General features: G+C 66.3%; 13 protein-coding genes. 10 read left to right on the top strand and 3 right to left on the bottom strand.

Annotated elements, in window-relative coordinates; genetic code table 11:
* Window positions 1-174: 174 nt before the first annotated feature.
* Window positions 175-1380 carry a Na+/H+ antiporter NhaA gene (gene nhaA / locus JN302_RS03030; RefSeq protein ID WP_202331671.1) on the bottom strand — a complete coding sequence of 402 codons (1206 nt, stop codon included), beginning with the start codon at window positions 1378-1380 and terminating at the stop codon, window positions 175-177.
* 266 nt (window positions 1381-1646) lie between these two features.
* Here nhaA and JN302_RS03025 point away from each other — a divergent pair, with 266 nt between their 5' ends.
* Together JN302_RS03025 and JN302_RS03020 are read left to right on the top strand one after the other, a co-directional pair.
* The gene (locus JN302_RS03025) at window positions 1647-3851 is read left to right on the top strand and encodes a transglycosylase domain-containing protein (RefSeq protein ID WP_202331669.1); all 2205 of its coding nucleotides are present in this window, start codon (window positions 1647-1649) and stop codon (window positions 3849-3851) included.
* A 381-nt stretch (window positions 3852-4232) separates the two neighbouring features.
* Entirely contained in the window at window positions 4233-4982 is a 750-nt protein-coding gene (locus JN302_RS03020; RefSeq protein ID WP_202310026.1) for an SDR family NAD(P)-dependent oxidoreductase, read from the top strand.
* Between the two features lie 102 nt (window positions 4983-5084).
* Here the strand turns inward: JN302_RS03020 and JN302_RS03015 are convergent, their stop codons facing one another.
* Window positions 5085-5645: a PAS and helix-turn-helix domain-containing protein gene (locus JN302_RS03015; protein ID WP_202331667.1), complete on the bottom strand. Its 561-nt coding sequence runs from the start codon at window positions 5643-5645 to the stop codon at window positions 5085-5087.
* Between the two features lie 305 nt (window positions 5646-5950).
* On the opposite strand from JN302_RS03015, the gene JN302_RS03010 reads away from it, so the two are divergent.
* The 6 genes from JN302_RS03010 to JN302_RS02985 all read left to right on the top strand — a co-directional run bounded on the left by JN302_RS03010 (window position 5951) and on the right by JN302_RS02985 (window position 12083).
* Window positions 5951-7150, top strand: a complete 1200-nt coding sequence (locus tag JN302_RS03010; protein ID WP_202331665.1) for a substrate-binding domain-containing protein — start codon at window positions 5951-5953, stop codon at window positions 7148-7150.
* A 149-nt stretch (window positions 7151-7299) separates the two neighbouring features.
* The gene (locus tag JN302_RS03005; protein WP_202331663.1) at window positions 7300-8067 is read left to right on the top strand and encodes an ABC transporter ATP-binding protein; all 768 of its coding nucleotides are present in this window, start codon (window positions 7300-7302) and stop codon (window positions 8065-8067) included.
* A complete protein-coding gene (locus JN302_RS03000) occupies window positions 8064-8783 on the top strand; it encodes an ABC transporter ATP-binding protein (RefSeq protein WP_202331661.1) in 720 nt (239 codons plus the stop codon). Before JN302_RS03005 ends, JN302_RS03000 begins: the two co-directional genes overlap by 4 nt.
* 228 nt (window positions 8784-9011) lie before the next feature.
* Window positions 9012-10007 carry a branched-chain amino acid ABC transporter permease gene (locus tag JN302_RS02995; RefSeq protein ID WP_202331659.1) on the top strand — a complete coding sequence of 332 codons (996 nt, stop codon included), beginning with the start codon at window positions 9012-9014 and terminating at the stop codon, window positions 10005-10007.
* 133 nt (window positions 10008-10140) lie between these two features.
* On the top strand, window positions 10141-11247 hold the full coding sequence (locus tag JN302_RS02990) for a branched-chain amino acid ABC transporter permease (protein ID WP_244742844.1): 1107 nt from the start codon (window positions 10141-10143) through the stop codon (window positions 11245-11247).
* Window positions 11244-12083 carry an alpha/beta fold hydrolase gene (locus tag JN302_RS02985; protein ID WP_202331657.1) on the top strand — a complete coding sequence of 280 codons (840 nt, stop codon included), beginning with the start codon at window positions 11244-11246 and terminating at the stop codon, window positions 12081-12083. Before JN302_RS02990 ends, JN302_RS02985 begins: the two co-directional genes overlap by 4 nt.
* Window positions 12084-12096: 13 nt before the next feature.
* On the opposite strand, the gene JN302_RS02980 is transcribed toward JN302_RS02985, so the two are convergent.
* On the bottom strand, window positions 12097-12552 hold the full coding sequence (locus tag JN302_RS02980; RefSeq protein WP_202310019.1) for a baeRF12 domain-containing protein: 456 nt from the start codon (window positions 12550-12552) through the stop codon (window positions 12097-12099).
* A 428-nt stretch (window positions 12553-12980) separates the two neighbouring features.
* Between JN302_RS02980 and cysG the strand changes: the two genes are divergently transcribed.
* Entirely contained in the window at window positions 12981-14444 is a 1464-nt protein-coding gene (cysG, locus tag JN302_RS02975) for a siroheme synthase CysG (RefSeq protein WP_202331655.1), read from the top strand.
* Window positions 14441-14749 carry a DUF2849 domain-containing protein gene (locus tag JN302_RS02970; protein ID WP_202331653.1) on the top strand — a complete coding sequence of 103 codons (309 nt, stop codon included), beginning with the start codon at window positions 14441-14443 and terminating at the stop codon, window positions 14747-14749. Before cysG ends, JN302_RS02970 begins: the two co-directional genes overlap by 4 nt.
* The last annotated feature ends 15 nt before the right edge of the window (window positions 14750-14764 follow it).

Raw genomic sequence — 14764 nt, 5'->3', positions numbered from 1 at the left:
GTTTCCGGCCCCGCCTCTTTTTGTCCGACGACTGGATGCCCTATCCGCAAGCATCGGCAGCGAGGCTTCGGCTCAGGCCCGTTCCCCCCGGAGGTCGGACGTCCGCACTCGCGCGGCAGGCCGGTTCGGGAAGACGACGCGGGCCCGGCGAGCAGCGGGCGCTCGCCCGGTGGATCACGCGTTCGCCGGCCGACGACGGCGTGTGAGCCGCAGCACCGCGTAGCCTGCAAGGCCGGCGACCATTGAACCCGCGAGAATGCCGAACTTGACCCGGTCGCGGAGTGCCTCGTCTTCGAATGCAAGTGAGCCGATGAAGAGGCTCATCGTGAAGCCGATGCCGCAGAGCAGCGCGACGCCGAAGACCTGCCCCCAACTCGCCGCCGCCGGCAGGCTGGCCAGTCCGGAGCGCACGACGAGAAACACCGAGCCGAACACCCCCACCAGCTTGCCGACAACCAGGCCGCCGGCGACCCCCAGAGCCAAAGGCTCGGCCAGGACGGCAGGCGTTACTCCGGCAAAGGAAACACCGGCATTGGCGAAGCCGAAGATCGGCACGATCAGGAACGCCACGGGAGCGTGAAGCGCCTGCTCCAGGCGGTGAAGCGGCGAGACCTGGGGAGAAGCTTCCGGCGTGCCGGGCGTCCGCTTGATCGGTATGGTCAGGGCGAGAACGACGCCGGCAAGAGTGGCGTGAACCCCCGAGCGGTACACGAAGACCCAGAGAACCACACCGAGCAGCAAATAGGGAACCAGCGATTTCACCCTGGCCCGGTTGAGCGCAAGCAGCGCCGCCACGACCGCCGCGGCGCCGGCGAGATCGGGCAGCGACAGGTTGCCCGTGTAGAACAAGGCGATGATGATGACGGCGCCGAGGTCGTCGAGGATCGCCAATGCCGTCAGGAACACCTTGAGAGAGGTCGGGACGCGCGGCCCGAGCAGCGACAGCACGCCCAGGGCGAAGGCTATGTCGGTGGCCGACGGTATCGCCCAGCCGCGAATCGCACCGGGGTCGGAGTGGTTGAGGGCGGCGTAGATTGCCGCCGGAACGATCATGCCGCCGGCCGCCGCGATCCCGGGCAGGATCCGGCGCGGCCAGCTCGACAATTGTCCGTCGGTCATCTCGCGTTTGATCTCCAGCCCCACCATCAGGAAGAACACGGCCATCAAGGCGTCATTGATCCAATGCTGGACGCTCAGCGGACCGACATAGGCGTGAAGGGCGGCAAAGTAGCCTTCGGACAAGGGCGAGTTGGCCGTGGCGACGGCGAGCATCGCAACAGCCATCAGCAGGAGCCCGGCGGAAGTCTCGCTGTCCAGGAAGCGGCGAAGGGTCGAGTTGATGCGGCCCTTCTCGGGGCCCGAACCGGAAGTTGATATCATGCGTGCGCGGCCTCTGAACGGGTTTCATCCAGGTCTCCGTTCAACAGCGGCCCGGCGCACGCAGCACACGCCATGGGCAACCCCGATATAGGAACCGATGTCCTCGTTTCCAGCAAAACCGGCATGGAAATCGACCGGCATCCATCGAAATTGCAAGGGTCGCGAGGAGGGGAGCCAGCGGACCTTTCCCCGAAAGCCGCTTTAACACCCCCTTAAATCGCCGCATTTAGTCTCCACCCCCGGGGCCGATGAGCATCGGGGACGACATGGCAGACCGCAACAGGCGCATCGAGCCGACTTTCGACGCGCCTCTGCGCGACGGGTCGTCGGGACTATCGGTCAGCGAGGAGGACCGCGTCGTGCCGGCGAGCCGCAAGCGGGGACCAGCAAAAAAGAAATCCTCAGCCCGCGCCTCGAAATCGCGCAAAACCCCGCGCCGCAAGCGGCGCAGCTCGCTCGGCATCATCGGGCGTCTGGCCTATTGGTGCGTGGTCTTTTCGATCTGGGGCGGCATCGCGGCAGCCGGCATCGTCGTCTACTACGGCGCCAAGATGCCAAGCGCCACGACCTGGGCCATCCCCGACCGCCCGCCCAATGTCAGGATCGTTTCCGTCGACGACAAGCTGATCGCCAATCGCGGCATGACCGGCGGCGAGGCGATCGGCCTGCACGAGATGTCGCCCTATATCCCCAAGGCGGTGATCGCCATCGAGGACCATCGCTTCTATTCGCATTTCGGCTTCGATCCGATCGGCCTCGCCCGGGCCATGGTTGGCAATATCATGGCCGGCCGCCTCACGCAGGGCGGCTCGACGCTAACCCAGCAGCTCGCCAAGAACCTGTTCCTGAAGCCGGATCGCACCATCGAGCGCAAGGTGCAGGAGGTGCTTCTCGCGCTCTGGCTCGAGCAGAACCACACCAAGGATCAGATCCTGGAGATGTATCTGAACCGGGTCTATTTCGGCTCGGGCTCCTATGGCGTCGAGGCCGCATCCCGCCGCTATTTCGGCAAGTCAGCGCGCGATGTGACCTTGTCCGAGGCGGCATTGCTGGCCGGCCTGCTGAAGGCGCCGTCCCGCCTATCGCCGGCGCGCGACCCGAAGGCAGCGGACGAGCGCGCCCAGCTCGTGCTCGGCGCCATGCGGGAAGAGGGCTTGATCGGCGAGAAGGAGCTGAAGGTCGCCATGGCGGCACCCGCCACCCGAGCCGCCGCGTTCTGGACGGGTTCGGAGAATTATGTCGCCGACCGCATCATGGAGGAATTGCCGGGGCTGATCGGCGAGGTGCGCACCGACGTCGTCGTCGAGACAACGATCGATCTCCATCTGCAGAAGCTCGCCGAGGATTCGATCCGCCGACTGATCGGTGAGAGCGGCAAGAAGCTCGGCGTGAGCCAGGGCGCGCTGGTGTCGATCGACAATACGGGTGCGGTGCGCGCCATGGTCGGCGGCGTCGACTATGCAACCAGCCAGTTCGACCGAGCCTCGGAAGCGCGCCGCCAGCCCGGTTCCGCCTTCAAACCCTTCGTGTTCCTTGCCGCGCTGGAGCAGGGCCGCACGCCCCGGAGCGTGCGCAACGATGCGCCCATCCGCATCGGCAAATGGACGCCGGAGAACCACCAGGGCAAATATTACGGCCGGGTCACGCTCGCCACGGCGCTCGCCAAGTCGCTGAACTCCGTTGCTGCGCAGCTTGCCATGGAGGTCGGCCCCGACGCCGTCGTCGAGGCCGCGCATCGCATGGGCATCGAATCGGCGCTGCAATCCAACACCTCGATCGCGCTCGGCACCTCGGAAGTGACCCCGCTGGAGCTGACCGCCGCCTATGTGCCCTTCGCCAACGGCGGCTACCGGCCGGAAGTGCATTTCGTGCAGCGGGTCAGGACCGCCAATGGAGAGGTGCTCTACCAGAACAGTGTCGGCAGCATGCCGCGTGTCCTGCGTTCCGAGATCGTCGGCATGATGAACGCCATGATGACGCAGACCGTGGAGGCGGGCACCGGCCGCAAGGCCGCGTTCGGCTGGCCCGCGGCGGGCAAGACCGGCACCAGCCAGAAGTCGCGCGACGCCTGGTTCATCGGCTACACGGCCAATCTCACGACCGGCGTGTGGTTCGGCAACGACGACGGCAAGCCGACGAAGAACATCACCGGCGGCTCGCTGCCGACACAGGCCTGGCACGAATTCATGCTTGCCGCCCATGAGGGCGTGCCCGTGGCCAGGCTGCCTGGCGCCTGGAACCCCGACCCGGCCTTCGATGCCTCGCCCGTGCCGGCCGCGGAAGTCGGCGCAGAGGCGGCGCTGCGCCGGCCGCGTCCGGTCGAGGGCGTCGAGGCGGCGGGCGGCTTCTCGCCGCCGCATCCGGACGATTCCTCCACCGCGTCGATCCGCCGCCCCTCCGCCGATGTCGGCGGGCCCCGGCAGAAACGGCCGGGATCGATCCTCGACGTCATCCTCGGCAACGGTGGGTAACGCACCGGGTTGATCCCGAGACCGGCCCCCGGTTCCGGGGTCTGACAGCCGAAGCGCGTCGCGATCTTTCAGGTTCGCTTTGCGCGCTTCAGGTGCTTGTTCTTACGCATGTCTCCCGAAACCGGCTCCCACTTTCGGGAGACATGCTTCAGGCAGGCAGGTGGAACGGCAGCACCGAACTATGGGGCTCCGCCGCTTTGGACGATCGACCGGGCGCGCTCGCGACGCCGCCACCCCTCGCCACGGCTGCGGGCATCGGCTACATACGCATCGGCCCGAGGATCGGTCCCGAACTTCGGGGGGCACGATGCGAGAGGCAAGAGTGCGCCCCGCGCTTGTCCGGATGGACGCGCGGAGCGGCGGCACGCCGAAGGAAGAACCATGGCCGAGATCGACACCAGGAAAACCATCGTGCTCACCGGCGCCAGCCGGGGTATCGGTCACGCGACCGTGAAGCGTTTCTCGCGCGAGGGCTGGCGCGTCATCACCTGTTCCCGCCAGGCCTTCGCGGAGGACTGCCCATGGCCGGCCGGCCCGGAGGACCATATCAAGGTCGACCTGTCGGATCCCGAGGATGTCGGCGTGGCGGTCGCCGAGATCCGCCATCGCCTCGAAGCGCACGGCGGCCGGCTCGACGCGCTGGTCAACAATGCCGGCATCTCGCCCAAGCTGAAGACGGGCGGCCGCATGAACTCGATCGACACGCCGATGCATGTCTGGCGCGACGTCTTCCAGGTCAATTTCTTCGCGCCGATCATGCTGGCCCGCGGTCTGTTCAAGGAACTGGCGGCGGCGAAGGGCTCGATCGTCAACGTCACCTCGATCGCCGGCAGCCGCGTCCATCCCTTCGCCGGCACGGCCTATGCCACGTCGAAGGCCGCGCTTGGCTCCCTGACGCGCGAGATGGCCGGCGACTTCGGCCCGCACGGAATCCGCGTCAACGCCATTGCTCCGGGCGAGATCGACACGGCGATCCTGTCGCCCGGCACCGAGAAGATCGTCGAGACCATTCCACTGCGCCGCCTGGGCGCGACCTCGGAAGTGGCCGACATCATCTTCTTCCTGTGCTCGGAACAGGCGTCCTACGTTACGGGCTCGGAGATCCACATCAATGGTGGTCAGCATGTTTGATAGTGAATAGTGAATGGTGAATGGTATAGTTGGGATAATATAAGCCGTTACTATTTGATTGAATCACCAATCAAGAGTAATCCTCACCATTCACCATTCACCTCAGTGCGGCATGCCGCCCAAATGCGCCAGCAGTTCCGCCACGTTGTTGGCGGAGAATTTCTTGAGCAGCCGCGCCCGGTAGGCCTCGACGGTGCGCGGCGAGATTTTCAGCACCCTGGCGATGTCCTTGCTGGTGCGCCCTTCGCCAAGATGCATGACGATCTGCCGCTCGCGCGCCGAAAAGCCGAGCACCGGGCGTGACTGCGAAAGGTCGGCGAAGCTCCACACCGCCCGCCGCAAGGGGTCGTCCTCGCGTGTCAGCGAATGACCGCGCACCCGGCACCAGAACAGCGTGCCGTCCTTGCGCGCCATGATGCGCTCGTCGGAATATCGGTTGGTCTTGCGCAACGGCTCCACGCCGACGTCCCGGACCTTCACGAATTCCTCGTGGGAAGGATAGAGGATGGCGAAGGAGCGGTCGACGAGCTCGGCACGCTCATAGCCGAACATCTCCGCGAAGGCCGGATTGCAGGCCCGGATCACGCGGCTCTCCGTGAGCACGAGGCCGATCGGCGCGTGTTCGAATGCCAGATGGTGGAGGCTCTCAGGCATGTCTGTCATGGCGTATTTCTACGATATTGCCGCGTTTTCCCGGCCCGGCCAATAATAGCTCCCATGCTGCCCCGCGCGTACGTCCGACCGACGCCCGCGCGAAGGCCGGCACCGGGAGGAGAACGCCGCATCGATGCCGGACGGAACGCCGCAGGGCGTCGCCGTTTATCCGGCTCCGCCGTGAGGATTGCAAGTGTCGCGGGGCGGGCTCGCGGCGTTGGCGCTCCCCTTCCGGACCTTTCGGATAACAGAGGCTCCCTCGCTGCGTGGCGGGAGCCACGGACGCGGTCAAAAACGGTCGGGAGGACGACATCATGAAGAGATTGCTCGCCGCATTGGCGACGTCAGCCGTGCTGCTGGCGCCGCAGCCGGCATTCGCCGAGGACGGACCGGCGAAGATCGCGCTGATCCATGGCCTTTCGGGTTCGCCGCTCGAGGCCTATTCCAAGCAGACGCAAACCGGCTTCGAGATGGGGCTGGAATACGCCACCAAGGGCACGATGGAGATCAAGGGCCGCAAGCTTGAGATCGTCAGGAAGGACAGCCAGTTCAAGCCCGACATCGCCCGCGCCATGCTGGCCGAGGCCTTCGAGGACGAGGACGTCGTGCTCGCCGTCGGCGATACCTCCTCCGGCGTGGCGCTCGCCATGCTGCCAGTGGCGGCCGAATATGAGAAGGTCCTGCTTGTCGAGCCGGCGGTCGCCGATAGCCTGACCGGCAAGGACTCCAACCGCTACGTCTTCAAGACCTCGCGGAACTCCTCGATGGACATGCAGGCCCAGGCGATCGCGCTCAAGCCGGACCAGAACCTCTATGTCGCCACGCTGGCGCAGGACTACGCCTTCGGCAAGGACGGCATCGCCGCCTTCAAGAAGGCGCTGGAAGGCACGGGCGCGCATATCGTCGCCGAGGAATATGTGCCGCAGCAGACGACCGACTTCACCGCGACGATCGAGCGGCTGTTCAACGCGCTCAAGGACCAGCCGGGCCGCAAGGTGATCTTCATCAACGTCGCCGGCATCGACGCCATGAGCCCGCTGGCGGCGGCCGATCCCGGCCGCTACGGCATCGAGCTCTCAAGCGGCGGCAACATCCTGCCCGCTCTGGTCGGCTACAAGAAGGTGCCGGGCATGGAAGGCGCGATGTATTATTATTACGAGGCGCCCAGGAACGCGGTGAACGACTGGCTTGTTGCCGAGCATATGAAGCGCTTCAACGCGCCGCCCGACTTCTTCACCGCGGGCGGCATGGCGGCCGCGCTGGCCGTCGCCAAGGCGCTGGAGACCGCACCCGAATGGGACACCGAGACCCTGATCAAGACCATGGAAGGCATGAGCTGGGAGACGCCGAAGGGCCAGATGACCTTCCGCAAGGAAGACCATCAGGCGCTGCAGTCCATGTATGCCTTCAAGATCAAGGTCGACGACAAGGTCGAATGGGCGATCCCCGAGCTCGTCCGCGAGATCAAGCCGGAAGAGATGGACATCCCGGTCGGCCGCAACAACCAGGAATGATTGGCTGCGCGGTCGTCGGCAGCTTGGCTCCGTCACCCGCGCCCGCTTGGCACCTCCCCTTCTCCCCTTGTGGGAGAAGGTGGCCGCGCGAAAGCGCGGTCGGATGAGGGGTATGTGCCGCCCACCACGCGCGAAAACAGGCACCCTTCATGCCCACCCCCTCCCTCCGCACGGAAGAGCTGACGATCCGCTTCGGCGGTCATGCGGCCGTCAACGGCGTCACCTGCGCCTTCGTGCCCGGCGAGCTGACGGCGATCGTCGGCCCGAACGGGGCGGGCAAGACGACGTGGTTCAACCTCGTTTCCGGCCAGCTCACGCCGACGCATGGCCGCGTCTTCCTCGATGGCGCCGATGTCACCGGCCTGCCGCCGTCGGCGCGCGCCGCAGCCGGTATCGGCCGGGCCTTCCAGCTCACCAATCTCTTCCCGAAGCTGTCGGTGATCGAGAATGTCAGGCTGGCCGTGCAGGCCCGCAAGCGTGTCGGCGCCGTTTTCCTGCGCCGCGCATCGTCCTTTGGCGGGCTCAAGCGCGAGGCGGAGTCCTATCTGGAAATGACACGCCTCACCACGGTCGCAGACCTGCCTGCCGCCGCGCTGCCGCATGGCGACCAGCGCAAGCTGGAGGTCGCGCTGCTGCTCGCCATGGAGCCGAAGGTCTTCATGTTCGACGAGCCGACGGCCGGCATGTCCGTCGACGAGGCGCCGGTGATCCTGGACCTCATCGCCGAGATCAGGAAGGACAGCACCAGGACCATCCTCCTGGTCGAGCACAAGATGGATGTGGTGCGCGCGCTCGCCGACCGCATCGTGGTGCTTCACAATGGCGAGCTCGTCGCCGACGGCAAGCCGGACGAGGTGATGGCCTTGCCGGTCGTGCGCGAGATCTATCTGGGGATTGGCGCGGAGGCCGGCTCATGAGCGCGATCCTCAGCCTCGACGGCGTCCACACCCATATCGGCCAGTACCACATCCTGCACGGCATCTCGCTCGACGTGCCCGAGGGCGGCGTCCACGTCCTGCTCGGCAGGAACGGCGCCGGCAAGACGACGACGCTGCGCACAATCATGGGACTCTGGCGGGCCGGCGAGGGCGCCATTGCCTTCCGCGGCCGCGATGTCACCGCGCTCGCCACGCCCGATATCGCGCGGCTCGGCATCGCCTATGTGCCGGAGAACATGGGCATCTTCGGCGGCCTCACCGTCGAGGAGAACATGCGGCTGGCGACGCGTACGGGCGCTTTCGACGATATCAGGCTGCAGCGCATCTTCGCCCTGTTCCCGGCCATGGAGACCTTCTGGTCCCGCCAGGCCTTTGCCCTGTCGGGCGGGCAGAAGCAGATGCTGGCGATCTCGCGGGCGATCATCGAGCGGCGCGCGCTGATCCTGATCGACGAGCCGACCAAGGGCCTGGCGCCGGCCATCATCCGCAACATGATCGCCGCCTTCCAGGAGATCGCCAGGGAGACAACGATCCTGCTGGTCGAGCAGAACTTCCTCTTCGCCCGTTCGCTCGGCGAAACGGTCGCAGTCATTGACGACGGCCGCATCATCCATCGCGGCGGCATGGCCGAGCTTGCCGCCGACGAGGCGCTGCAGACCCGCCTGCTCAGCCTCTCGCTCGCGGCGCATCAGTAGGAGCCCGGATATGTTTGCGCTCTACGTTGCCCCCCTCTGTCCTGCCGGACATCTCCCCCACAAGGGGGGAGATCGGCTGTCATCGGCGACGGCGCTCGTCCTGCAACGTGGGCGATTGGCGAAACCCAGGCGGCCGGCCGATCTCCCCCCTTGTGGGGGAGATGTCCGGCAGGACAGAGGGGGGCAACGTAGAGCGCCGACCTTCTCTCGTGTGACGGAGGAGGCGAAATGACCCATCTCTCCACCACCTTTTCCCGTCTCGGCGGCGTCAACCTCCTGCCGGTCCTCCTGGCGCTCGTCGCCTTCGTCCTGGTCGGCTCGCCGTCGAGCTGGATGACGCTCACCGTGGCCGGCCTCGCCATGGGCATGATGATCTTCCTGATGGCGTCTGGCCTGTCGCTCATCTTCGGCCTCATGGACGTCTTGAATTTCGGCCATTCGGCTTTCGTCTCCTTCGGCGCCTTCATCGCCGCCGCGGTGCTGGCCGCGCTCGGCGGCTGGGTGACCGGCGGCAGCGTCGCGCTCAACCTGCTCGCCCTCTTCGCGGCGATCGGCGCGGCCACCGCCTTCGGCGCGGTCGCCGGCTGGTTCTTCGAGCGGGTCATCGTCAAGCCCGTCTACAAGGACCATCTGCGCCAGATCCTCATCACCATGGGGGCACTGATCGTCGCCGAGCAGCTCATCCTGGCGATCTGGGGCGGCGCACCCGTCGCCGTGCCCCGCCCGACGGTGCTGTCAGGCTCGATCGTCATCGGCGACGTCGCCGTGGAGATCTACCGCATTTTCGCTTTCCTTCTCGGCCTGGCCGTCTATGCGGTCATGCATTTCGCGCTCAACCGCACGCGCATCGGACTTTTGATCCGCGCCGGCGTCGAGAACCGCGAGATGGTCGAGGCGCTGGGTTTCCGCATCGACAGGCTGTTCGTCGCCGTGTTCATGGCGGGCTCGGCGCTGGCGGCGATGGGCGGGGCCATGTGGGCCGGCTACCAGCATTTGATCACGCCCGCGATCGGCCCCGAGATGATGATCCTGGTCTTCATCGTCGTCATCATCGGCGGACTGGGGTCGATCGAAGGCTCCCTCATCGGCGCCGTCCTCGTCGGCCTCACCGCGAACTACGTGGCTTTCCTGGCGCCGAAACTGTCGCTCGCCTCCAACATGATCCTGATGATGGCGATCCTCCTGTGGCGGCCCTGGGGCCTGAAGCCGGCGGTCAAGGGGTGAGAGAAATGATGCTGCTTGTTCGAGCGTCGCGAAAAGCCCCTGCCATGAAGGCAGTGCTGAAATCGGTTTTGTTTCAGGAGGATAACGGGCAGCGCCGACGCTCCATTTTTGTCCCTGCCGGAGCAGCGTACCGATGACCACGGCAGTCACCCCGATGACCGGACAAGGCTCTCGTTCCATCCCCGCGGGCCGCCTCGCCGTCTACGCCATCGCCGGCGCGATCGGTCTTTGCCTGCTCTTCGCGCCCTTCCTCTTCCCCGACGTGCGGGCGCAGGAGGTGGCGGCGCGCATCTGCGTCTTCATCGTCGTGGTGGCCAGCTACGACCTTTTGATCGGCTACACCGGCATCGTCTCCTTCGCCCACACCATGTTTTTCGGCCTTGGCGCCTACGGTACGGCGATGGCGCTGAAAGCCTTCGGCCCGGGCTGGGATGCGATCCTCATCGGCGGCGCGGCAGGCGTGCTGGCCGCATTTGTCCTGGCCGTGCTGATCGGGCTCCTGTCGCTCAGGGTCAAGGCGATCTTCTTTGCCATGGTCACCCTGGCCGCGGCCTCCGTCATGCTGGTGCTCGCCAGCCAGCTTTCCGATCTCACCGGCGGTGAGGACGGCATGACCTATCAGGTGCCGAAGCTGTTCTCCGCCGCCACGAAGCTCCTGACCGACGGCGACGGCAAGACCTTGCGTGTGGCAGGCGTGGCGATCAACGGCAAGATCGCGGCCTACTACTTCGTCTTCCTGTCGAGCTTCGTTCTGTTCCTTTTGATGCTGCGCATCGTCGCCTCGCCGATGGGTACGGTGCTGGAGGCGATCCGCGAGAACGAGATGCGGGCCGAGGCCATCGGCTACCGCGTCGTCTTCTACCGCACGGCGATCTTCTGCATCGCTGCGGTGATTGCCGCGCTCGCCGGCGTGCTGCGCGCGGTCTGGCTGAAGTATGTCGGACCCGACGTGGCGCTCTCCTTCGGCATCATGATGGACATATTGCTGATGGTGGTGATCGGCGGCATGGGCACCATGGTCGGCGCCGTCATCGGCGTCGCCGTGATGAGCCTCGCCCAGTTCTATCTGAAAGACCTGATGGAGGCCGGTGCCGAGGCGACATCGTCGCTGCCGCTGCTCCCCGATCTGCTCGATCCGGATCGCTGGCTGCTCTGGCTCGGCCTTTTGTTCATCCTGCTCGTCTATTTCTTCCCGGCCGGCATCGCCGGGACCCTCATGGGGAAAGGTTCCCGCCGATGACATGTCCCCGCTCGACCTATGTCCAGGCCGCCGGCTTCGAGATCCATGTCACCGAATGGGGCGATCCGGCAAAGCCGGCGCTTGTCATGTGGCACGGGCTCGCCCGGACCGGCCGGGATTTCGATGAGGCGGCGGCGGCCTTGTCCGAGGATTATTTCGTGCTGTGTCCGGACACGCCGGGACGCGGCCTGTCGAGCTGGGCCAGGAGCCCGGAGGCCGGCTATTCCTACCGGGTCTTCGGCGAGGCCGCGCTTGGCCTGCTCGATCATTATCGCATCGACAGCCTGCGCTGGGTCGGAACCTCCATGGGCGGGCTGATCGGCATCACGCTCGCGGCCGGCGCATTGAAGGGGCGCATCACCCGCCTGGTCGTCAACGATATCGGGCCCGACATTCCGGCGGAAGGGGCGGGCCGGATCGCATCCTATGTCGGGAACCCGCCGGTCTACGACACGATCGGCGAGCTTGAGACCTGGCTGCGCGGCAACTACGCGCCCTTCGGCGAGAACACGCCGGCATTCTGGCGGCGCATGGCGGACAGTTCGGCGCGGCGGACCGACGACGGCCGCATCACCGTTCACTACGACCCTGCGATTGTGACCCAGTTCACCGTCCACAAGGCCGATCTCGACGTCTGGGACAAATATGACATGGTCGCGGCACCCGTGCTTCTCATCCGCGGAGAGCACTCCGACGTGCTCTCGAAGGAGACCGCCGAGGCGATGACGCGGCGCGGACCGAGGCCGCGGCTGGTAACGATTGCCGGCTGCGGCCACGCGCCGACGCTTGCCAATGGCGAGCAGATCCAGTTGCTGAAGGATTTCCTGGCGGGCTGACCCGCCATGTCTTTCACCTGGCCCATTCCTGCTGCAGAAGGGCCTCGATCTGTGCGATCGGCATATTGGTCAGTGTTTTCGGCACTTCGCCGGCCACCTTGTCCTCCACCAGCTTGTGCAGTTTCTTGCGCATCTGACCCAGCACGGCGGGCGGCGCGACGAGGATGATCTCGTCGAAGGCACCGCGATGGGCGAGCTTGTAAAGCTGGCCGGCGATCTCTTCGGCAAACCGCTCCTTCGCGAGCATATGCCAGTCGGTGTCGTCCACCGCGCTCCTGTGGACGTTCGGCCCGTCGCTGTAGCGGCCCGGTCGGTCGGAGCCTTGCTCGCGGGTCGGAGGGTTTTCCTCCGTCACCTTCCTCGCGACGTCGAGATCGGGATGCACGGCGTCACCGCTGTTCTTGAGAAAGAGCGCCTTCTCGCCATCGGCTACCAAGACCCAGGTTCCGCGCTTCAGCTTGATGGTCATCGCGGTCGCTCCTTCCGTTTGCCGCTGTTGTTCCGTTGCGTGTCCGCCTGCGCAGAACGACTTGCGGAAGGCGAAGGTTCCGGCTCGCGCGGCAGCAACTCGATCTGCAGCGCCTTATTTCTACAAAAACAGTAGAAATTGGAAATTCCTCATTTCCGGCAGCGGCAGTATCGACGCCCCTATTGTGGCCAAGGCGCAGCCGCTCACAAGCAAAAACGGTGCGGCATTGCCGTCCGGCGGCATATCCGGATTCCGGCGGGTCGCGGCGGGTGCTTGGAAGCCCGCGCGGAGGCGAGGAATAATTTTCTGCGGCCCCGGAAGGCTGCGGAAAAGAGTTTGCCTGCTTGGTTTCGGGGCGCGAGTGCGTTCCTTCTGCGTGGCAACGCCAGCCGGTACATATGCCGTCTATTGTTCCGGAACCCGCGCGCATGACGCAAGACCCTTCCAAGCTCAATGCCTTCCCCGTCTTCGTGCGGGTCGAAGAGCGCGTGGTGGTCGTTGTCGGCAATGGCGACGAGGCGCTCGCCAAGGCGCGCCTGATCGCCCAGTCGAGCGCCGCGATCCGGATCGTCGCCGACCGGCCGGAGCATGCTCTGGCCGACTGGATCGCAGCGAACGATGTGGCGCATATCCGCGCTCCCTACGACGCTTCCGCGCTCGACAGCGCCGTTCTCGCCTTTGCCGCGACCGGCGATGAAGCGCTCGACCGCCGCATTTCCGACGATGCGCGCGCTCTTTCAATTCCCGTCAACGCCGTCGACCGTCCTGAATGCTGCGACTTCTTCACCCCGGCGCTCGTCAACCGCGCTCCGGTCGCGGTCGCTATCGGCACCGAGGGCGCCGGCCCTGTGCTGGCACAGCTCATCCGCGCCCGCATCGACCAGATGCTGTCGCCTTCGCTCGGCCAACTCGCGACGCTTGGCAACTCCTTCCGCGACCTGGCCGAAAAGCTCTTGCCCAGGGGCAGTGTCCGCCGCCGCTTCTGGAACGACTTCTTCTCCGGCGCGCCCGCCCGCGCCATGGAAGTCGGCCATGCCGACGAGGCGCGCGAGGCCGCGGCCGAGCTGCTTTTGCGCCGCACGGCCGCGCGCGGCCATGTCGCCCTGGTCGGCGCCGGCCCCGGTGCCGAGGACCTGCTGACGCTGAGGGCCCAGCGCCTGCTGATGCAGGCCGACGTCATCGTCCATGACGCGCTGGTGCCGGAGGCCGTGGTCGCCATGGGCCGCCGCGATGCCGAGCGCCTGCCGGTCGGCAAGCGCAAGGGCTGCCACTCCAAGAGCCAGCAGGAGATCAATGCGCTGCTGGTCGAGCTTGGCCGCCAGGGCAGGCAGGTGGTGCGTTTGAAGTCGGGCGATCCGCTGATCTTCGGCCGTGCCGGCGAAGAGATGCAGGCGCTGCGCGATGCCGGCATCTCCTATGAAGTCGTGCCAGGCGTCACCGCCGCCTTCGCGGCCGCGGCCGATTTCGAGCTGCCGCTGACGCTGCGCGGCGTCACCTCCTCCATGGTGTTCACCACGGGCCACGATCTCAAGGGCGGCACCCTTCCCGACTGGGCGAAGCTCGCCATCTCGGGCGCGACTGTGGCCGTCTATATGGGCCGTTCGGTCGCGGCCGATGTCGCCGGCCGGCTGATCGAGGTGGGCCTGTCGCCCGACACGGCGGTCGCCGTGGTCGAGAACGCCAGTCTCTCCGGGCGCCGGCTGTTCCACGGCACGCTGGCCGATCTGCCGTCGCTCGAAGGGCGCGGCGATCTCTCCGGCCCGGTCATGACCATCATCGGCGACGCCGTCGCCGGCGCCAATTTCGCCAACTCCGAGCCGCTCACAGCCTCTCGGCGCACCGTCACCACGCCCGGACCCCAAGGGACCGCGACCGAAAGGACAGCAGCATGAAGATCCTGACCGCCAATCGCCTGACAGACGGCGAGGCCGTCTGGTACGCGATCGACCGCTCCTGGGCCGAGACCATCGAGCGCTCCGAGATCGCCGCCGACAAGGAGGCCGAGGCGCGGCTGGAAGCGATCGGCAAGGCTGCGCATGACAACAACGAGGTGATCGACGTCAATCTCATCGACGTCGAACTCGTCGACGGCGTGCCGGTGCCGACCCGGCTACGCGAAAGGATCCGAGCCGCGGGCCCGTCGAACCGCAACGATCTCGGCAAGCAGGCCCGTCCGGAGCTGGTCCGGGCGGCGTGAGGAAACGGCCTTCGC

It is taken from the genome of Mesorhizobium sp. L-8-3 (assembly GCF_016756615.1).
Lineage (GTDB): Bacteria > Pseudomonadota > Alphaproteobacteria > Rhizobiales > Rhizobiaceae.
The sequence above is the reverse complement of the archived record's forward strand: the minus strand, read 5'-3'. Positions and strand labels throughout refer to the sequence as shown.